General features: G+C 43.1%; 15 protein-coding genes and 1 tRNA gene. 8 read left to right on the top strand and 8 right to left on the bottom strand.

Going from position 1 to position 20,515, the window contains the following annotated elements; translation table 11 throughout:
- Position 1: 1 nt before the first annotated feature.
- On the bottom strand, positions 2 to 1,858 hold the full coding sequence (locus tag G1O98_RS19090) for an NAD(P)H-quinone oxidoreductase subunit F (protein ID WP_163930577.1): 1,857 nt from the start codon (positions 1,856 to 1,858) through the stop codon (positions 2 to 4).
- 658 nt (positions 1,859 to 2,516) lie between these two features.
- Between G1O98_RS19090 and G1O98_RS19085 the strand changes: the two genes are divergently transcribed.
- The 4 genes from G1O98_RS19085 (at position 2,517) to G1O98_RS19070 (ending at position 5,681) form a co-directional block, all read left to right on the top strand.
- Complete coding sequence (locus G1O98_RS19085; RefSeq protein WP_012410633.1) at positions 2,517 to 2,825, top strand: carbon dioxide-concentrating mechanism protein CcmK; 309 nt, start codon at positions 2,517 to 2,519, stop codon at positions 2,823 to 2,825.
- A 90-nt stretch (positions 2,826 to 2,915) separates the two neighbouring features.
- Positions 2,916 to 3,260 carry a BMC domain-containing protein gene (locus G1O98_RS19080; protein WP_010995041.1) on the top strand — a complete coding sequence of 115 codons (345 nt, stop codon included), beginning with the start codon at positions 2,916 to 2,918 and terminating at the stop codon, positions 3,258 to 3,260.
- Positions 3,261 to 3,266: 6 nt separating this feature from the next.
- Entirely contained in the window at positions 3,267 to 3,569 is a 303-nt protein-coding gene (locus tag G1O98_RS19075) for a EutN/CcmL family microcompartment protein (RefSeq protein ID WP_012410634.1), read from the top strand.
- 99 nt (positions 3,570 to 3,668) lie between these two features.
- A complete protein-coding gene (locus G1O98_RS19070; protein WP_163930575.1) occupies positions 3,669 to 5,681 on the top strand; it encodes a ribulose bisphosphate carboxylase small subunit in 2,013 nt (670 codons plus the stop codon).
- Between the two features lie 228 nt (positions 5,682 to 5,909).
- Here G1O98_RS19070 and G1O98_RS19065 read toward each other — a convergent pair whose 3' ends face one another.
- The 6 genes from G1O98_RS19065 to G1O98_RS19040 form a co-directional block, all read right to left on the bottom strand.
- Entirely contained in the window at positions 5,910 to 6,416 is a 507-nt protein-coding gene (locus G1O98_RS19065; RefSeq protein WP_012407394.1) for a hypothetical protein, read from the bottom strand.
- A 157-nt stretch (positions 6,417 to 6,573) separates the two neighbouring features.
- Positions 6,574 to 8,103: an AAA family ATPase gene (locus G1O98_RS19060; RefSeq protein WP_163930572.1), complete on the bottom strand. Its 1,530-nt coding sequence runs from the start codon at positions 8,101 to 8,103 to the stop codon at positions 6,574 to 6,576.
- Between the two features lie 99 nt (positions 8,104 to 8,202).
- Positions 8,203 to 8,802: a 50S ribosomal protein L25/general stress protein Ctc gene (locus G1O98_RS19055; protein WP_163930571.1), complete on the bottom strand. Its 600-nt coding sequence runs from the start codon at positions 8,800 to 8,802 to the stop codon at positions 8,203 to 8,205.
- A 97-nt stretch (positions 8,803 to 8,899) separates the two neighbouring features.
- Positions 8,900 to 10,243: an adenylosuccinate synthase gene (locus G1O98_RS19050; protein WP_163930569.1), complete on the bottom strand. Its 1,344-nt coding sequence runs from the start codon at positions 10,241 to 10,243 to the stop codon at positions 8,900 to 8,902.
- A 228-nt stretch (positions 10,244 to 10,471) separates the two neighbouring features.
- Positions 10,472 to 10,543: transfer RNA gene (locus tag G1O98_RS19045), tRNA-OTHER, on the bottom strand.
- A gap of 5 nt (positions 10,544 to 10,548) precedes the next feature.
- Complete coding sequence (locus tag G1O98_RS19040) at positions 10,549 to 11,718, bottom strand: SDR family NAD(P)-dependent oxidoreductase (protein WP_163930567.1); 1,170 nt, start codon at positions 11,716 to 11,718, stop codon at positions 10,549 to 10,551.
- Positions 11,719 to 11,967: 249 nt separating this feature from the next.
- Between G1O98_RS19040 and G1O98_RS19035 the strand changes: the two genes are divergently transcribed.
- On the top strand, positions 11,968 to 14,169 hold the full coding sequence (locus G1O98_RS19035; protein ID WP_243458477.1) for a PAS domain S-box protein: 2,202 nt from the start codon (positions 11,968 to 11,970) through the stop codon (positions 14,167 to 14,169).
- Between the two features lie 97 nt (positions 14,170 to 14,266).
- Positions 14,267 to 15,142: a phosphodiester glycosidase family protein gene (locus tag G1O98_RS19030; RefSeq protein ID WP_163930562.1), complete on the top strand. Its 876-nt coding sequence runs from the start codon at positions 14,267 to 14,269 to the stop codon at positions 15,140 to 15,142.
- Between the two features lie 215 nt (positions 15,143 to 15,357).
- On the opposite strand, the gene G1O98_RS19025 is transcribed toward G1O98_RS19030, so the two are convergent.
- Complete coding sequence (locus tag G1O98_RS19025) at positions 15,358 to 17,658, bottom strand: glycoside hydrolase family 10 protein (protein WP_175586761.1); 2,301 nt, start codon at positions 17,656 to 17,658, stop codon at positions 15,358 to 15,360.
- A 415-nt stretch (positions 17,659 to 18,073) separates the two neighbouring features.
- On the opposite strand from G1O98_RS19025, the gene G1O98_RS19020 reads away from it, so the two are divergent.
- The gene (locus G1O98_RS19020; protein WP_163930599.1) at positions 18,074 to 19,606 is read left to right on the top strand and encodes a DUF1565 domain-containing protein; all 1,533 of its coding nucleotides are present in this window, start codon (positions 18,074 to 18,076) and stop codon (positions 19,604 to 19,606) included.
- Between the two features lie 130 nt (positions 19,607 to 19,736).
- The coding region (locus tag G1O98_RS19015) for a hypothetical protein (RefSeq protein WP_163930560.1) at positions 19,737 to 20,515 on the top strand (779 nt) is incomplete at its 3' end.

Genomic DNA, 20,515 nt, shown 5'->3' with positions numbered 1-20,515 from the left:
TTTAAAAAGGCAATTTATCTAGTAAACCCGATGACCAGCCGATAAAGAAAACCAGGACGCTGACAACTGCAAGGATGGTCAACATATAGCCCTGAGATTGCCCAGAAATGCTGTACTTTAAAGTTTGTCCGCCAAAAATCGTCGCAAACCCAACTAAGTTTACTAGACCATCGACTAAATAGCGATCGCTCCAAGCAGAAATTCTAGATAGCAGTGCGACTGCACTCACCACCGTTACGCGATAAACTCGGTCAATATAAAAATCATAACCTAATAAGTCTTGCACAAATCTCCACGCCAAGAATCTAGATCGTGACCAAGCTTTGTGCAGATAAACTGTAGAACCGATAACTACTCCCAGCACAGTAGAAGAAAACAACGCTAATGCTACATACCAATTAATACTTTCCCAATCTGGTAGTAAGTACCATTGCTGTAACATCAAAGGTAAAAGCAGAGTCAAGACTGTGAGAGTCACCATCGGGAAGGCCATTTGCCAACCAACTTCTGGCGTGCGTCGGGTCTTTTGTTGCGGTTTTCCCCAGAAGACTAATCTGAATACTCTAGTTAAGTTCAATGCTGTCAAGCCATTGACCAATAATAAAACCCCAATCACCCAAGGGCTAATATTCACGAAACCGTCTGCCCATCCTAGCATTGCCCAGAAGCTTCCCAATGGTAGAAGTGTTACCATCCCCGCCGAACCGACAATAAAGGCGGTGGTGGTGGCTGGCATCCGTGACCAAAGTCCGCCCATTTCTGTTAAGTCTTGGCTTTGGGTAGTTAAGATGACTGAACCGGAACTCATAAATAATAATGCTTTAGCGATCGCATGAGTTAACAGCAACATCAAGGCCACACCCCCTTGCTGCAACCCTACCGCTAAAAACACTAATCCCATGTATGCACTGGTGGAATGAGATAGCGATCGCTTAATGTCAATTTGAGCTATAGATACTAATGTCGCCCCAATTGACGTTACTGTACCCATGATTACCAAAGCATTCAAGGCAACTGGCGACAGTGCTAACAATGGTTGAAATTTATACAGTAAATAAGCGCCACCAGCGACTACCAGCGAGTTTCGCATTACCGAAGCAGGATTGGGCCCTTCCATCGCCTCATCTAACCACAGGTGCAGTGGGAATTGGGCACATTTTCCAGCCGGCCCAGCAATTAACGCCAACCCCAGCAATGTTGATGTGACTGGGCTTAAATTAGCTGTTTGCGCCCACTCATATAAATCCGAAAAGTTCAAACTACCGGACAAGGTGGAAAGTGTCACCACAGCCATCAGCAGCAACAAGTCTCCTACCCGTTTAGTCCAAAACGCATCTCGCGCCGCCGTCACTACTAGCGGTTGAGCATACCAGAATCCCACTAGCAAGTAAGTCGAAAGTGTCAGAACTTCTAAAAGGGCATAGCTGAGAAACAAAGAATCGCTGATTGCTAGACCAGTCAACGCTGCTTCAAAAAATCCTAGCAACGCAAAAAAACGCGCCAGCGACCAGTCCTTTTCCATGTAACCCAGAGCGTAAACTTGTGCCAGTAAGCTTAAACCTGTAATTAAAACTGTTGCCCCAATACTGACTGGTGAGAGTTCCAAGCTAAAAGATAAGTCTAAATCAGCAGCTTTAAACCACGACACCAGTAGATTTTCTGGTTCTCTATCCCAGATATTTTTAAATACAAATAGACTATGGACAAAGGCCACAACAGTTGTCAACAAGTTTATGTATGCCGCAGGTCTTGGCCCTGTTCGCTGAATTATTCCTATTCCCCAGGGCAACGTCAAAATTGCACCTAATAAGCTATATAAAGGCACAAACCAACTTGTTGAAAATAGAAATTGATCCATTTAAATTTACCTTTATGACTCAGCCTTTATTTTAAAAAATCTTTCAAACAATTATTTATTTAAAAAATAAATTTAGTAAAATATCAACATTTTTTTACTATTGTTTAAACTAAACTATCCAAAGTATTTTTACTTTACTTTCCCCTACTAAACTTTGATAAAATATAACTTTACATACGCAAAAGCATTTACTTGCCTTAACCTAACCTCTGTTTTTACATTTGTATTTCTACTTTGAGCAGAGTAATTTATACGATATATTTGAAAAGATTATATACTTTTCACCTAGTCGTTGTACATCCAGCAAAATTCGAGGAAAGATAGATACAGTAAAAGATACAGCCGCCGCTCTTCCCTCACCAGATAGAATTAGTCTTGGTTATGAATGTCGTTTTGTAAATGTGATAAAGAAATTATAAAGCATAAGTGGCTGCTCAAGTAATTCAGTAAACTTTAATTGCTCAAAAGCCTAGATAAATATTTGTTAAGTTTTTTAAAACTTTCTTATCATAAACTATTATAGTAATTTATATTGCCAGGAACGCCAAGCTTTCCTATGCTTAATTTGGAAGTGTTTTCTTAGCTATAAGATCAGGCTCTCCCCGTCAAAAAATTCAAACGACAGTACAGATTGCATTAATTTTGTAGGAGTTCTGCGATGCCAATTGCAGTTGGAATGATTGAAACGAAAGGCTTTCCAGCAGTTGTGGAAGCTGCTGATGCGATGGTGAAAGCCGCCCGTGTCACCTTAGTAGGGTATGAAAAAATTGGTAGCGCTCGCGTCACCGTGATAGTTCGGGGAGATGTATCGGAAGTGCAAGCTTCTGTAGCTGCTGGGGTTGAAGCGGCAAAAAGAGTATTTGGTGGTGAAGTGTTGTCCACTCACATCATTGCTCGTCCTCACGAGAACCTGGAATACGTCTTGCCGATTCGTTACACCGAAGCTGTGGAACAGTTCCGTACCTAAAAGCTGTTTAAACAAAGTAATTAACGCTCTTTGCTTTTTTGAGCATCACTTTTGTCCAAGGCTAAAAACTTTAAATAGGGATTAAAACTAATGTCAATTGCAGTAGGAATGGTTGAAACGCTGGGCTTTCCAGCAGTAGTGGAAGCTGCTGATGCGATGGTGAAAGCTGCTCGTGTGACTCTAGTCGGGTATGAAAAAATCGGCAGTGGTCGAGTTACAGTAATTGTCCGGGGTGACGTTTCGGAAGTGCAAGCTTCCGTAGCCGCAGGTGTTGAATCAGTGAAGCGAGTCAATGGTGGACAAGTGCTGTCTACTCACATCATTGCTCGTCCTCACGAAAACTTGGAATACGTCCTACCAATTCGTTATACAGAAGACGTAGAGCAATTCCGGGAAAATGTGAACGCAATTCGTCCTTTCGGTAGAAGACCGTAATTTGTAATGCAAGTCGCCAAAGTTCGCGGCACAGTAGTTAGCACCCAAAAAGATCCAAGTCTAAGAGGTGTGAAACTACTGTTGTTACAATTTGTAGATGAAGACGGAAACATCCTCCCACAATATGAGGTAGCAGCAGATAGTGTGGGAGCAGGTGTAGATGAGTGGGTACTTGTCAGTCGTGGCAGTGTTGCTCGTCAAGTTATTGGCAACGAACAGCGACCACTAGATGCAGTGGTAGTGGCGATCATAGATACAATTTATGTTGAAGATCGCATGATTTACAGCAAAAAAGATCAATATCGATAGTCATTTAGTCATTGGTCATTGGTCATTGGTCATTAGTGAACAACAAAGGAAAAATGACAACGGACAAATGACTTATGACAATATAGGAGGAATCTCGCAATGGCAGTCCGCAGCACGGCAGCACCCCCAACTCCGTGGTCAAGGAATTTAGCTGAACCCAAAATCCATCAAACTGCTTTTGTACATTCATTCTCCAATCTGATTGGGGATGTACGAATAGGTGCAAATGTAATCGTTGCTCCGGGGACTACGATTAGAGCGGATGAAGGCACACCTTTTTATCTTGGTGAAAACACTAATATTCAAGATGGTGTGGTCATTCATGGGTTAGAGCAAGGTCGAGTAATTGGTGATGACCAAGAGAAATACTCGGTATGGGTAGGTAAAAATGCTTGCATTACCCACATGGCTCTAATTCACGGGCCAGCTTATGTAGGCGATAATTCCTTCATTGGCTTTCGCTCTACAGTGTTTAATGCCAGGGTAGGTGCAGGTTGCATCGTGATGATGCACGCTTTGATTCAAGACGTAGAAATTCCCCCAGGTAAATATGTACCTTCGGGAGCGGTAATTACTAGCCAGCAGCAAGCTGACCGCTTGCCAGATGTGCAAGATCAAGATAAGGAATTTGCTCATCATGTGGTTGGGATTAATCAGGCGCTACGAGCTGGTTATCTTTGTGCTGCGGATAGCAAATGTATAGCACCCATTCGGGATGAGAACGCTAAATCTTATACAGGTAATGGTATTACTGTTTTAGAGTTGGAAAGGAGTAGTGAAGTGGCGAGCAATAGCTTGGGTGCAGAAACAATAGAGCAGTTGCGCTATCTATTGGAACAAGGGTATAAGATTGGTACAGAACACGTAGACCAGAGACGGTTCCGCACGGGTTCTTGGACTAGTTGCCAACCAATTGAACCGAGATCCATCGGTGAAGCGATCGCAGCATTAGAAAGCTGTGTAAGTGACCATAGCGGAGAGTATGTCCGCCTTTTTGGTATTGACAAAGATAGACGACGTGTGTTAGAAAGCATCATCCAACGCCCGGATAGTGATTTTAAACCAGCTACCAATTTTAAGGCTCCGGCTAGTAGTCATAGCAATGGCAGCTACAGCAGTAATGGTAATGGTAACGGTAACGGCTCTAGCAGTGGCAAAGTCAATGGCGAAACTGTAGAGCAAATCCGCCAACTTTTGGCAGGTGGTTACAAAATTGGCATGGAACACGTAGACGAGCGCCGTTTCCGTACTGGTTCCTGGACTAGCTGCAAGCCAATTGAAGCAACTTCCATAAATCAAGTAATTTCCGGCTTGGAAGAATGTATACAAAGCCATCAAGGCGAGTATGTGCGTTTAATCGGCATTGATACCAAAGCCAAACGGCGGGTATTAGAAACGATTATCCAACGTCCAAATGGTCAAGTAGCCTCCTCTGGTAGTCAGAAATCATCATTTACTAGCAGCAGTGGAGGCTCTGGAAGTGCTACGGCAACAGCTACCAGTAACCGTTTGAGTACTGAAGTAGTAGACCAACTCCGGCAATTATTGGCTGGTGGGTATAAGATTAGCCTTGAACACGTAGACGAACGACGGTTCCGTACAGGTTCCTGGACTAGTACCGGTCAAATTCAAGCCTCCTCAGAAAGAGAAGCGATCGCAGCCGTAGAAGGACACCTTGGTGAATACCAAGGGAAATATGTGCGCTTAATTGGTATTGACCCCAAAGCCAAGCGTCGGGTATTAGAAACGATTATCCAACGTCCAAATGACCAAGTAGCCTCCTCTGGCAGTCAGAAATCATTTACTAGCAGTGCGCCTTCTGCTACAGCTACAGCAACAGCTACCAGTACCCGCTTGAGTGCTGAAGTTGTAGGCCAACTCCGACAATTATTGGCTGGCGGCTCCAAAATTAGCCTTGAACACGTAGACCAACGGCGGTTCCGTACAGGTTCCTGGACGAGTACCGGTCAGATCCAAGCCTCCTCAGAAAGAGAAGCGATCGCCGCCGTAGAAGCACACCTTGGCGAATACCAAGGTGAATATGTGCGCTTAATTGGTATTGACCCCAAAGCCAAGCGTCGGGTATTAGAAACGATTATCCAAAGACCATAGCAGGTACTGGGGAATGGGGAATGGGGAATAGGCAATAGGCAATAGGCAATAAGAACTGAGAACGAAGCAGGGTAAAGATAACTATTGATTATTGACTAATACCCAATTCCCAATTCCCACTTGCCCTGAGCGTATCGCTAAAGCGAAAGCTCCGCTAACGCGTAGCGTCTCGTAGAGAAGCCGTTCGCATAGCGTCTCGCAGGGAAGGGATTCCCAATTCCCAAATTACTACCTTTCCCAAAACTTGAAATTGATACTACTTCCAGGAGCGCGACGGTAACGGCGGGTGTTTCTTCTTGTTTGCCGTTTGTTGATTCTGTCGTTTGTTGGTTCAACTTCGCCCTCTTCTAATTCTTCAACTTGCAACTGAGTTCTAGTTTCTTCCTTACTTCCCCACCAAGCAGTAATCCAGCCTCCAGCTAAAGCGCCTATTCCACCCAGCAAGATACTCGTGGGTGCTGGATAGCCTAAATATACAAAGCCAAGCATGAAAAATAACCAGTATTTTAGTCCTGTATCAACACCATCAGAGGAGGCTACATTTGGTGCTTGGGGGCTATTATCGGTTACATTGGTGATCCAACTGAGGATGAAACCGCCCATGATTCCTAAGAAGATACTTAGGGCTGGCGCGGAGCCGGTCATTATTAATATAAATGTTAAAAATGCCCCAAACAACAACTGAGAAAAGAAGCTGGGAGAAATACTCAAAAAGTCGTTCTTTTTGTCTGCCATATAGTAAAAAAAGGCTATCAACTAGATACCAATTCGTAGTTCGTAATTTTCGATTCAATTACGAATTACGTTAGCATAGCGCTAGCAAGTCCGCGACCTCTATGAGGAAGCAAGATACGCACAGCGTCTCCTAGAGAGCGTCATTACGAATTACGAATTATTTTAATTGTGCCTCTTGTGATTGAGTTGTATCCAAAATCTTTACGTAGACTTGTTCTTGTTCAGTGAAAGGTTCGGCTTGTTTGATTTGTGAGGCTAATAAATCGGCGGTAGCATCAGCAATATCACCTGTGCGGTTGTTCAGACGCTCTTTTAGAACTTCTAGCGGTGCTGTGCATTGGATAATCTGAAGGGGAATTTCGTGTTTTGTAGCTTGAGCGATCGCTTCTTGCCGTAAATGCTGTTTATCATACTTGGCATCCAAAATCACTGAAAAACCTTGTTTAGCCAGGATAATTCCCAATTCCAGCAGCCTTGTGTAGGTTTTCTCAGTCATCTCAGGCGTATACAAATCATCGCCACCTTTTTGCCACAGGGAAATTCCTCCTAAATGTTTCCGCACCGCATCAGAACGCAGGTGAATCGCTCCCTGTTGACGAGCTAAATGCCTTGCTGTGGTACTTTTGCCAGAACCCGACAACCCCGACATCAAAATTAGCTCTCCAACTTTTGGTTTAGTGTACTCCCAAGCCTGTTTGTAATACTCACTGGCGGTTTTTGTCGCCTCTTCCTTTACCGCCGCGGGTACACCTGGATCATCTAGCAAAAATGATGTCACCTTAGCCCTGACATAAGCCTGACGACTTAAATATAAAGGCAGCACTTGTAAACCTTCCCAGTCTCCAGTTTGCTCTATGTAGGCATTCAAAAACGCATTACCTAAGTCTTTGCGTTGCCGTGCTTCCAAATCCATCACCGTGAACGCCACATCATACATCACATCGACAAAACGAAACGGCTCGTTAAACTCAATACAATCAAACAGCAAGATTTTGTCGTTCCACAGGGCAATATTTCTCAGGTGTAAATCCCCGTGGCATTCACGAATATAATTGTTGTGAATTCTACTAGCAAATAATTCTGAACGTTCGGCAAAAAACTTATCTGTATATTGCTTTGTTTCTATAAATTGTTCCTGAGTCTGGGGGCCACCAATATAATTCTCAGTTTGCTGATAATTCTCATCAAAGGCAGCGCGGACTTTTAGCACTTCACCGAAACTGCGAATGTAATCATTCGTCTGTGCTTCGGCATGATATTGAGCTACTACCCGTCCCAACTTATCTAGGCGTGTCTCATCTAACTTACCCTGTTCAAAAAGCGTACTCAGTAGCGACTCTTGAGGAAACTGCCGCATTTTCAGCACGTATTCTACAGCCTCAGCAGTTCCCCCTAACTGGTATTGCTCCCCTACCAAAGTTATAGGCAAAACTTCTAAATATAGTTCACCAGCACCCCTCTGATTTAACCGCAACTCTTCTTGACAAAAATGCTGCCGTTTCTCTAAGGTGGAAAAGTCCAAAAAGCCAAAATTCACAGGTTTTTTCAGCTTATAAGCGTAATCCCCAGTCAGCAGCACATAAGAAACGTGAGTTTGAATTAGTTCAATGGGTTCTGTTACCGCATGGGGATAAAATCCAGGCTGCAACATTTGCTGAATTAAGGCTGGAAGAGTCGCTTCTGTCATCTCTGTCCTCTGCGCTCTCTGCGCCTCTCCGGTTCAAATACAAAAAAACCAGGAGTTTCCCCCTGGTATCATCAGAAATTATTACACAGTTTATTTAGCTTAAGAAGCTGTTTCAGTTTCTATGCCAGCATCATCAGCACTAATTTGCGGTGGCAAAACGCTCACAACAAGTCTTTCCGATTCAGCTAGAGGTGTTACACCTTCAGGAAAAGGTATATCACTAATACTCAAACTGTCTCCAATTTGCAGGTTAGTGACATCGATTTCAATTACATCTGGGATGTTTTCTGGCGCACAACTTACTTGCAATTCGGTGATTACGGTGTCTAACACACCACCCTCTTGTTTAACACCAACAGCAGTTCCCACAAAACGCAGGCGCACTTCTACAGTAGTATCGCCGTGACCAGCAACCGCGAAAAAGCTGAGGTGGTAAGGTGTACCTTTTGCTGGATGGATCTGAAGTTCCCGCAATAAAGCTTTGCCGCGCCAAGGTGCATCAGCAATGTTTAATTCAATTAAGGTATTGTTGACTGAAACTCTTTTGAGCAAACGTTCAACAGTTTTAGCCTCAATGGTCAAAGAAATGGACTCTGTACCCTTATGACCATACAAATTGGCAGGTATCAATCCAGAACGGCGCAAAGCTCTTGGCTTGCTGCCTTCTGGACGTTTTAGAGATTCGACTGTAATAGCCATAGAAGTTGTCCTTTGTCAGTTGTCAGTTGTCATTTGTCATTTGTCATTTGTCAGTTGTCATTTACTAATGACCAATGACTAATGACCAATGACTAATTTACGCACTTAGCAAGGTAGCAGGTGTGCCGTCAGCCTGCAATAAAGCGCGTTTGGGCCCGTGGATGGGGTCTTCTACGATTATTGTTTGATCGCGGCTTGCTCCTAGTGAGACGATCGCGATCGGGACTTCCATTAATTCAGCGAGGAATTTTAGATAGTCCAGTGCTTGCTGTGGCAAGTCTTCCAGGGTGCGGCATTCAGTTGTTGACACTTTCCACCCTGGTAAGGTTTTGTAGATGGGGCGACATCTCGCAAATTGACGAGAACTGGTGGGGAAGTGTTCGCTACGTTGACCATCTATGTCATAAGCTACACAAACTTGAATTTCCTCTAATTCATCGAGGACATCCAGTTTGGTCAGCGCCATACAATCCATGCCATTAATCCGCACGGCATAGCGACCAATGACCGCATCAAACCAGCCACAGCGCCGTTTGCGTCCGGTGGTTGTGCCAAATTCGGCACCGCGATCGCACAACAATTCTCCTAACTCTCCATCCAATTCCGTGGGAAATGGCCCCTCTCCCACCCGCGTTGTGTAGGCTTTCGACACGCCAATTACCCGGTCAATCATTGTCGGCCCTACCCCTGTACCAACGCAAGCCCCCCCAGCAACAGGATTAGAGGAGGTGACATAAGGATAAGTTCCATGATCTAAGTCAAGGAGCGTACCTTGTGCGCCTTCAAACAAAATATTGCGCCGTCGCTGAATCGCATCGGATATTTTTAACGATGTATCAACAACGTGAGGTCGCAAACGTTCTGCATACCCCAAATACTGCTCAATAACCTCTTGTGGATCTAGAGGCGGCAAGTTGTAAAGCTTTTCTAAAATGACGTTTTTATAATTAATCGTCCACTCTAACTGCTCACGTAGCTCATCCGGGTTCATCAAGTCTAAAACTCGGATGCCTGTACGTTCAGATTTATCAGCATAAGTCGGCCCAATGCCCCGACCTGTTGTTCCGATCTTATGGCTTCCCCGTCGTTCTTCAGATGCCTGGTCAATCAACCGATGATAAGGCATCGTTACGTGGGCTGTCTCAGATATCAGCAGGTGGTCAGTGGAAATATTTAGTTCTTTTAGTTGGTCGAGTTCTGCAATCAAAATCTGTGGATCGATTACTGTTCCACAGCCGATAATACAATCGGTATTTGGATACAAAATACCAGAGGGAATCAAGTGTAGTTTAAAGGTCTGACCTTTAACAACAATCGTGTGTCCAGCATTGACACCCCCTTGGTAACGCACCACAACATCTGCGGAACGGCTGAGTAAGTCAGTTATTTTACCTTTTCCTTCATCGCCCCATTGGGCACCTATGACAATGACGTTAGCCAAGAGCTTATATTAAGAAGTAAAGTTTCCACAAACTATAATTATTAACATATTGTGTGGATCGTGTCAATAATTAAAATCTGCCAACTTATTGGGGTATTTAGGGGTGGGTTTTAGATTTTTGATTAAACAGACTCACCATTTTACTCTCGCAAAAAGGGCAACGACGGGAATTGCACCCGTATCTCCTGGTATACTCCAAGGAATTCTACTTTTTGAACTACGTTGCTGGGGCAGCGAACCGAATCGAACGGCTGTCTTTCGCGTTGAACGGCGGACGCTTTACCATTAAGCTACACTGCCATAAATTACCAGTCTATTTCTGTATAGTCTTTAAATAATCTAGCAAAAGGTGTTTTACCTTGGTTAATTCCTAGATAAATTGGGTCACAAATGCGTGCAGCAGCATCATTGACATCAAAGGGAGGATAAACGCCACGTTCTTGCATGGATTTTGCTTGATGATAGGGGTGTTGGAAGCTAATCCATCCAGGGTCTACTGCATTCATAAAAATACGATGTTTGGCATATTCTTTGGCACAAGTACGGGTCATTTGATTGAGAGCAGCCTTGGCCATATTGGTGTGGGGATGTCGCCAAGGTTTGTCAACATCGTTAAATCGCCCTTCCATTGAAGAAACATTAATGATGTATTTATTAGTTTCTTTGTAGTTGCTCATTAATCGCTTGAGTCTACTGTTAATGACAAATGGAGCGATCGCATTAATTATATGCACTTCCAATAATTCTAAAATACTGACTTCATCATCCTTCATCAGCCAGCTATTAAAGGGACGCAAGTCAAGTTGTTGCTCATCATCGGTATACCCTTCTAGAGGGAAATCAGCCGAATTATCTCCGATGTCTTCGGGAATCAAAGGAATTTGGGACAGGAAAGCAGAATTTTTGGTAAATGTGGCTTCTTTTTCTTCTGTACTAGCTAATAGTGCAGAATTTTCAGGGTTCACCGCATGATTATGGTCTACTAACACCTGTATTTCTGGAGGTAGTTCCCCAAAAGACAGTGATTCAAACTCAATTAAATGATGATAAAACGCTGGCGGACGACGCACTGTTTGCGCCGCATTATTGATAATAATGTCGAGTCGCTGGTAAAACTTACAAATGTGTTGGGTAAATTGCTCAACACTGTGGAGATGGCGCAAATCGAGTCCGTAAATTTGCAACCGATGTTGCCATTCTCGAAAATCTGGCTCTGCTGCGTACCTTTTAGCCGCGTCATGGGGAAAACGGCTTGTTACAATCACAGTCGCACCATCTCGCAACAGTCTCAATGCTACCCCATGACCAATCTTTACCCTGGCTCCTGTGACAACGGCAATCATACCCCGTAAATCAGCACTTTGCTGACGCTTGCTGAAGTTAAGATTTCCACATTCAACACAGAGTCCAGTGTAAAAGCTATGACCCTGTAAAAAAGTTGTCTTGCAGACAATGCAACGTGGTAGTTTGGTCATTAGCCATTTTTGGTATTATTGCCTACTCTCTGTTAATAGAAAACTTATCTGATTAAACTGCATTGCCCAAATTACTGTAAAAATGAATTTATCTTAAAAATTAGCGGATTTATTTGTGACTATTATGTATAAATCATCATCCCAAAAAATCCAGATATTTACGACTATAACAGATTGTAATTTCTTACTTGTGTTATTAAAATCCTTAAATTATTCTCAGTATTTGTTTTTAATGTTTAATTTTAACTGATGGAGGGCATCTGCGGCAGAAAGGGCGAACGCATGGTCAAAAAATGGTATAGAGTTCAAAAACTAAAAGCAATATTCGTTTTAGCATTGGCAGTTGTATTTACTAATGCTGTAGTCTCTTATAACAACACTGTTAAGCTGATTCACAACCAGCAACGGGTGACATCCTCATATAAAGTTATTACCCAAGTTGAAAGTATCCAATCTCTACTCAAAGATACTGAAACTGCACAACGTAATTATCTAATTACAGCAGATGCAGATGATCTAAAAACTTATCTTGCAGCTTATCAACAAATTAATCGCCATATTCAGATTCTTCGTAAATTAACTGCCGACAACCATCAAAAGCAGCAGTGGATTTCTTTGTTGGAGCCGAAAATTACCAGTAGGCTCAACATTCTACAACAAGAGATTTATCTCAGACAAAACCAAGGGTTTGAAGCAGTTCGTCAGCGAATATTATCTGATAAAGATAACCAAAGCAGCAAAGAAATTCAACAGCTGATTTACGACTCTTTAGAGGTAGAGCAAAAACTATTACAGCAGGGAATGCAGCAGTCGCAAGCAAGTTCCCAAAAGGCGATAGTCACATTTTTTATCGCTGCGATTGTGGATTTGGTGCTGGTGGCGCTGCTGTATGATTTGTTATGGCGTTATATCAGGCAACTTCAGCAGACGGAACTGGCCCTACGCCAAAGCGAAAACCGTTTACGAGCCATGATAGATGCAGAACCAGAATGTATTAAGTTGATTGCTAGGGATGGCACCCTTTTAGAAATTAATGCAGAAGGATTGGCAATGATGGAAGTAGAAAGTCCTGATGTATTGATTGGTAAACCAATTGATGCCGTAATTGTGCCAGAGTATAGAGCAGCTTTTGCCGACTTGCATAAAAGTATCTGCAAAGGTAAGAAGGGGACTTTGGAGTTTGAAATTGTCGGATTTAAAGGTACTCGTCGCTACATGGAAACTTATGCTGTACCACTGCGTAACGAATCTGATGGTACATTCATTCATTTGGCACTGATGCGAGACATAACCCAGCAAAAACAGGCAGAACAGAAAATCCGTGAACAAGGATTGCTGCTGGATGTATCAACTGAGGGTATTTTGGTACGAAATATCCACAACCAAATATTGTTTTGGAATCAAGGTGCTGAACGTCTTTACGGCTGGAAGGCTGAGGAAGTTGTGGGTAAGAATGTTTTGCAACTTTTGTATAAAGATATTTCACTACAGCTAGAAGATGCTTACTTGAAGGTGATGAATACAGGTGAGTGGCGGGGTGAGTTGCATCAACTGACAAAGGAAGGTAAAGTAATTATCGTTGAAAGTCGGTGGATACTGATCCGAGATGATCATGGACAAACTAAGTCCATTTTGAGTGTGAACACCGAGATTACGCAGCAGAAACAACTAGAAGCTCAACTTCTGCGATCGCAACGTTTGGAGAGTATAGGTACGTTAGCTGGCGGTATTGTCCACGATCTTAACAATATACTATCCCCAATTTTAATGTCAGTTCAACTGTTGCAGAAGAAATTGCCCGATTCGCAGAGTCAGCAAATACTGCAAACTTTAGAAAATAATGTGAAACGCGGTGCTAATTTGCTTAAGCAAGTATTGTCTTTTGCACGGGGTATTGAAGGCAAACGGACAATTGTGCAAATTCAGCCTTTGATGACAGAAATTGAGCAAATTGTCGCTCAAACATTCCCCAAATCGATTATTTGTCAGGCAGATATCCCTAAAAACCTGTGGTACGTTCGTGGAGACATAACTCAAATACATCAGGTGCTGATAAATTTAGTAGTTAATGCCCGCGATGCCATGCCCAATGGCGGTAAATTGAGGATTGCGGCAGAAAATCTGGTGATTGGTGAACATTCTGCCCAGATCAGTATTGATGCTAAAGTGGGTTCTTATGTTGCGATCATGGTGACTGATACCGGAATGGGGATGTCGTCGGAAGTCCAGAAACGGATTTTTGAACCATTTTTTACAACCAAAGAGGTAGGCAAAGGTACAGGTTTAGGACTTTCTACGGCGTTGGGTATCATTAAGAATCACGGTGGTTTTGTCAATGTTTACAGTCAGATAGGTAGAGGAACTCAATTTACAGTGTACTTGCCTGCCTCAACATTTAGAGACACATCTTTACTATCTCCAGAATTGGAATCAGTTATAAAAGATGGCTAACTGATTCATTATCTAATTAAAGTTAATCACTTATTTTTCAGCTTAAAGTATTTCAACTAAATTAACTTTTTTGAGCTAACCGCAAGTGAGTTTAAATGTGAGGAAAATCAAACTACTGGCTTTGATATTAATTAGTTTGGCAATGGTGTTGTGGTTTAATTTGCGTTCCTCAACACCCTCAATATCAACTGTTGCATCTTCACCACCAAAAACTATCCGCTACTTCGAGCGCACTTTGCCCCAAGGCATGGCTCACATTTTGTTGATTCCAGCTAATAGCAAATTTTTGGTAACTCCTGCACTATCACAAAAGGTAGCCACAGTAGAGGAATTTGCCCAAAAACATAGAGCCGTAGCTATCTTGAATGCAGGCTTTTTTGACCCAGCCAACCAAAAAACTACATCTTATGTTGTCATACAAGGAAAGGTGGTGGCTGACCCCAAGGAAAACGATCGCCTGGTGAACAATCCCAGCTTAAAATCTTACCTAAGTCAAATTTTCAATCGCACAGAATTTCGCCGTTACTCATGTGGACAGAATATTCGCTATGATATTGAGCTGCACAGTGCGTCACAGCCAGTCGGTTGTCAGTTAGTGGATGCCATAGGCGCAGGGCCAAGCCTATTACCAGAACTCACTTTAGAAAAAGAAGGTTTTGTAGATAATGCCAATAAACGAGATGCACTTGGTAGCAACCAACCCAACGCCAGAACTGCCGTAGGCATTACTCGTGATGGCAGCGTTGTTTTAGTTATGGTGGCTCAAAGACTCTCTGCTCGTGCTAATGGGATATCCTTGCCAGCACTAGCTAATTTTATGAAAACTCTTGGTGCTGATAAAGCGATGAATTTGGATGGAGGGAGTTCGTCTTCGCTTTATTACAATGGCAAAACCTTTTACGGGAAGGTTGATTTGGAGGGAAATTTTATCAAGCGTCCCGTGAAGTCAGTTTTGCTGGTTCAGGAAAACTAGTGGTTTATCGCATTAATTTTGAGAGATAAGAGAACGAACCGCAATCGCGCAGCGTCTCGTTAGAGAAGGACACAAAGAGCGCATTCGCGCAGCGTCTCGCAGAGAAGGAAGAGGTAAAGGATAAATAATTGAAAAGCTGATTAACTTATTCAGCATTAATGGGACAGACCACTAGTTTTGAACATTAGGTGAGAGAATAAGTCTTTACTTTCATGTTATCTCCGAGTGCGAAAACCCTGTCTTCCATTAACTTGGTCAAAGAGGACATCGTATTTATCAAAAAATGCGATGCCAGTATTTACAAATGTAGGAAGTTCTGATTGTGGCGAAATGCTTAAATTCCAGCGATTAAATCCGTCGCGGGTTCCTGGTGTCAAGCTGTAATCAAAAATGCCATTAATTGCTACTTTTACAGCATTCGCTGAACGTAATACGCCTGGTTTGAGCTTACCTGCTGTAGAAGCTGACTTGAATTCAGTCAAACCATTAATAGTTCCAGTATCAGCAATCATTTTGCCGTTACAAAGATTTTTAGCAGAACTCCCAGCAATAGTTAAACAAACTTTGCTCAATTGAGAGTCCCATCTGTTACCAGGTACACCATTAATTTCGCTTTGTTTACTCCAAGGAGCCATTTTGAAACCTGCTTGATTATCAGCAGTTAAACCGAGAATTAGGCTGCCATTATTGTTATTACCACCATTTCCCGTAACAATAAATCCGTTACTCAAATTGCCTGGTAATTTTCTCAACGGATTATAGGGAAGTGACTTTTCAAAATAGTTGACACCGATAATCCCGGAAAATGGCACACCATTCTTTGCTGAACAATTAGGCTTTTGGGCAGTACATTGACGACTGGTAACAACCTGTACCGGAACGGGTTCTGCGGCGGGAAGCAAACCAAATCGGATGTTCGTATAAACTAATTCTCCTTCCAGGATAGTCCCATCACTTAATACCTCCTTGATATTTTGTCCCGTTCTGCGGATAGGAGCATTACCTAAAAACTCTTTGGGAACTCGCAGCCCTGCTGAACCTGTATCTAATAAGATACGTCTTGGTTGCCCATTTGCGATCGCCATTTCCAGAAAATAGCCGCGAACACGTTGACCGAGGGAAGGTTTTGTGTACAAAGGTAAGCTTATGGTATCAAAAGCTGGCTGGCGGGGTGTATTTTGAGAGATATCGCGTAACGCTGGGTTTTGGAAAAGAGCCGCAAATGCTGACTGGCGTTGTGCTGCTGGTTCAGGCGCAATATCCCAAAGGCTCTCGTAGTAGAAAAACCCGATACCTAAACCCCGTTGTTGCGCTGCTTCTACTTGGGGTTGGATTTGTGACATGGAGACTGGGCGATTTCGTAACCCCGCTAAAATACCGATACCTGTTGGGATAATTTTTTGGGTTTCTAAAATGTCTGGGCGAGTAATTTGACTGATGAAACTTGCCAAATCATTACGGTACACCTGCATAACTAACTCATCGACAATACCCAACCGTACCCAGTTGAGCCAGTCTTGCAGTTGCACCTTATAGGCGTATTCCGAATCAACAGGAGAAACTGAGAAGATAGCGTTCGGTTTTTGAGCTTTCACGGTTTGGTAGAGGTTTACCATGAATGCAGTGATTTTATCTGCCCGCCATCTTTTCCATGCTTGGGCTTGGGGATTAGGTGGAGGAGGATTACCGGTTTCTTGAGTATATAGAGCAATTGTGTATTTATCGTAACCAAAATCCACAGGTAAACTCGTATGGTCGTCAAATTGAACGCCATCAGCATCGTATTGAGTAATGACTTCCATCACGAGTTCAGTGAGCAACTTTTGCACTTCGGGGTGAAACGGATTCAACCACGCCACTTCACCCGCAGCACTAATTGAAGTTTGAGTCCCATCCCGCTTTTGTGTCAACCAATCTGGATGCTGGGATGCAAGTTCTGAAGTTAAGGGAACCATGAAACCAAATTCAAACCAAGGTATTGCTAATAGTCCTTCTCTGCGCGCTTGGCTGATAATGTCTGCAATCACATCTTGTCCATCTGTTCCCTTGAAGAAGAAGGGAATACCCATTTTTTGCATGATGGCACTGGGGTAATGTGTATAGCCATCGTTCCACACCACTGGATAAACAGTGTTAAAGTTTAACTTCCGCAGTTGGCTCATGGCTGCTTGCACCTTGGAGCGATTTCGAAAAACGCTAAAATCGTTACCACTGAGCCACACCCCCCGAATTTCTTGACGAGGTTGAGGAGGCAGTTGGGCAATAGCAGGAGCAAAGCTGTTGAGTAGGAATACAGCAACGAATGATATCAAAAATAATAATGGCAGCAGACGCTTCCTTAAAAGCCACCAACCTTGATGAATGAAAGGCGATGTCTGGCGACTAGCCGCAACTCCATCAGGCGCTTTACGTAACTTGCTGCGGCATAAAAGTAAGCATCTACGCACGGGGTTTAATAGTAAGTTGGTTAGAGTCGCATTAATTCCTATGCCTTTTTCCCAAAACTTAGTTGTCATTACTTCTGGTTACTAATTGCTTAAATTTCATTCCATATAAATGTTAAATTGCTACACCAGGAAAACTGATACAGTAATTTAGCTGCAAGACGCTTGACGCAATTATGGAGTTAGTAGTGCCAAGAACGGTTGTGCAGAACATTCAAAGCTGATTTTTGGGGATAAACTTCCTCTGACTCTTCTCTGAGATGTCAGGGTGATAAGCGTGGTCTTTTAACCTGGGAATACCAAAGGCCGAGATGAGAACTCGGAATGTTGCATGAGAGTCTATAACTTGTGTGTAGAGATTATCTGCTTGCAAGAAAAAGTAACGTGGATATATTTTCTATACACAGTCATACTACTTTCAAAAAGTTTGCTACAAGTAGTGTTATTTATGATTGTCATAATTAAAACAATTGACTCTCAACTATCAATGGTGAACTCTACCCTCGTCGTCACACTCTATATCAACCCTATGACAGGGAATGATACCAATACTGGTTCACGGTTGAGTCCGTTTAAAAGCCTCAGCCGTGCCTTAAAAATAACCAAAATCCCGACGATAATTCATCTTGAGCCGGGGACTTACAGCGCTGCTAATGGTGAGGTGTTCCCACTGATTATCCCTGAAGAGACAACAGTGATGGGCAACGAAGCAAACAAAGGTGCAGGGATTGTAATTTCCGGGAGTGGTGAGTATGAAAGTCCCAGCTTTGGTATACAAAATATTACGCTGCTCTTGCTAGATGATGCCAGTCTTTTAGGTGTGACTGTCACTAATCCCTCAGCTAAAGGTACTGGTATCTGGATTGAATCGGCTGCACCTACTTTAGCTAATAATACTTTGAGGGACTGTGGGCGAGAAGGCGTGTTTACCACTGGCACAGCCAAACCCGAAATTTTAGATAACATATTTGTGCAAAATACTGCTAGCGGGTTGGTGATAGCAGGTCATAGCCAGGGAAAAGTACTGCGTAATTTATTTGAAAGAAACCCTTTAGGTCTAGCAATTAGTGACTTTGCTACTCCGACGATCGCAAATAACAAATTATCAGAAAATCGCACTGCGATCGCACTTTCTCGCAACGCCCAACCTGTACTGCGTCAAAACCTCATTACTAAAAATACCCAAGGTGGTCTATTAGTCAATGGCAATGCAATTCCTGATTTAGGCAATACCCAAGATTCTGCTGATAATATTTTTAGTGATAATAATGAATTTGATTTGTATAATGCTACTAAACAAAAGCTAATTTCCGTAGGTAATGATTTGAATCCTTCTCTAGTCAAGGGGTTGGCAGAATTGATCCCAGCCAATCCAGTAGCGGTTAGCACTAATTTATCTGAGGCTCCGGCACCATCCCCATCTCCAAAACTCCCCGCGCCTGTTCAAATAGATGCACATTGGGCAGAACCATTTATCCAGGCATTAGTAAGCATGGATTTAACCCATCGTTTTGCCGATGGTAGCTACCAGCCAGATCAACCCATGACTCGCGCCCAGTATGCATCTCTGGTAGCGATCGCCTTTAACCCATTTCCCAAAATCTCAGCACCCGATTTTACGGATGTCTCCAAGGATTTTTGGGCTTATAGCGCTATCCAAGTGGCGGCTAGTGGTGGCTTTGTTGGCGGATTTAGCGATCGCACTTTTCGCCCCAATCAACACGTCCAACGGCTACAGGTGATTGTCTCCCTAGTAAACGGACTGGGACTAGCAGCTGTTGATAGCGATATCTTAGAAGTATATAGCGATCGGCATACCATTCCCGACTACGCCCGAAAAGCCGTAGCCACTGCTACACAACAAAAAATCATCGTTAATTACCCAGATCCCCAACTACTTGCACCTTTACGTTTGGCTACACGCGCCGAAGTTGCAGCAATGGTTTATCAAGCATTAGTTGCCATTGGGCGAACATCTGCGATTAAATCATTCTATGTAGGGTTGCATTCTAGAAGTTGACAAGTAGAATAGGAAACACTGCTTATCGGCTTTGTACTCATTGGAAAAAAACCATGTAGTTAAAAGCACGCTAGGCTAATATGCGATGGGTGAAGAATCTTAAGACCTATTGCCGAAAGCTAATAGCCCCATGTTAACAACACTCCCAGATACTTCTGCCAACTTGGCGATCGCTTTATTAATTAATTATAGTTTTGATCTCAGTGGCTATAGTGCCAATGAGCTAGTAGAGCGTTGGCAAACGCAATACCCACTGAATTGGCTACACCTGGCAGTAATTGAGGCACTATATCAAGGCCGTTATAAAGCAGTTTCGGTGCAGCAAATTTTAGTATTTTGGCAGCGCCGGGATCAGGCTACATATCATTTCAATATGGAATTTGAACGCATGATTTGTAGCAAATTTCCCCAAAGCTTAACCTCATCGCCTGCTCCAAGCTTACCGCTAGTCAAGAGAAACCCCATTGTGGAGAGAGTCACGAGTCCTCAATTACCACCTGCGAAGATTCGTAACGGCTATCAAAACAGCAATACTGCAACTCTACAACTGAAAAGTTATGAACAAAAAACATCTTTAGTTGAGGAAGAAGCCAAAGAGGAAGCTAGGAACAATAAAACTGTTCTCAAGTCTCCCCTTTCTGGAAAATTTGCTTCTTCGGCAACCCTTCAGCTATCCTCTGCTGTTAGCCAAAGGCAAACTTTACAAGAAAGTTCACCGCCTCCCCCATCACCAAGCCATCCTCAACGACAGCCAAAACTGCTGCCGCCTGCTGCTATTCATGCCCCGATTGGGCAATTTACCCCAGAAAAAAGCGATCGCTCTGAGTCTTTTACATCTAAACTCAAAGCGATGTCTAGCGAACAAAATCCGCCAGATGGGGGAATAGAGGAGCATGGGGAGCAGGGGTG

It is taken from the genome of Nostoc sp. UIC 10630, from assembly GCF_010747425.1.
GTDB lineage: Bacteria > Cyanobacteriota > Cyanobacteriia > Cyanobacteriales > Nostocaceae > Nostoc.
The sequence above is the reverse complement of the archived record's forward strand: the minus strand, read 5'-3'. Positions and strand labels throughout refer to the sequence as shown.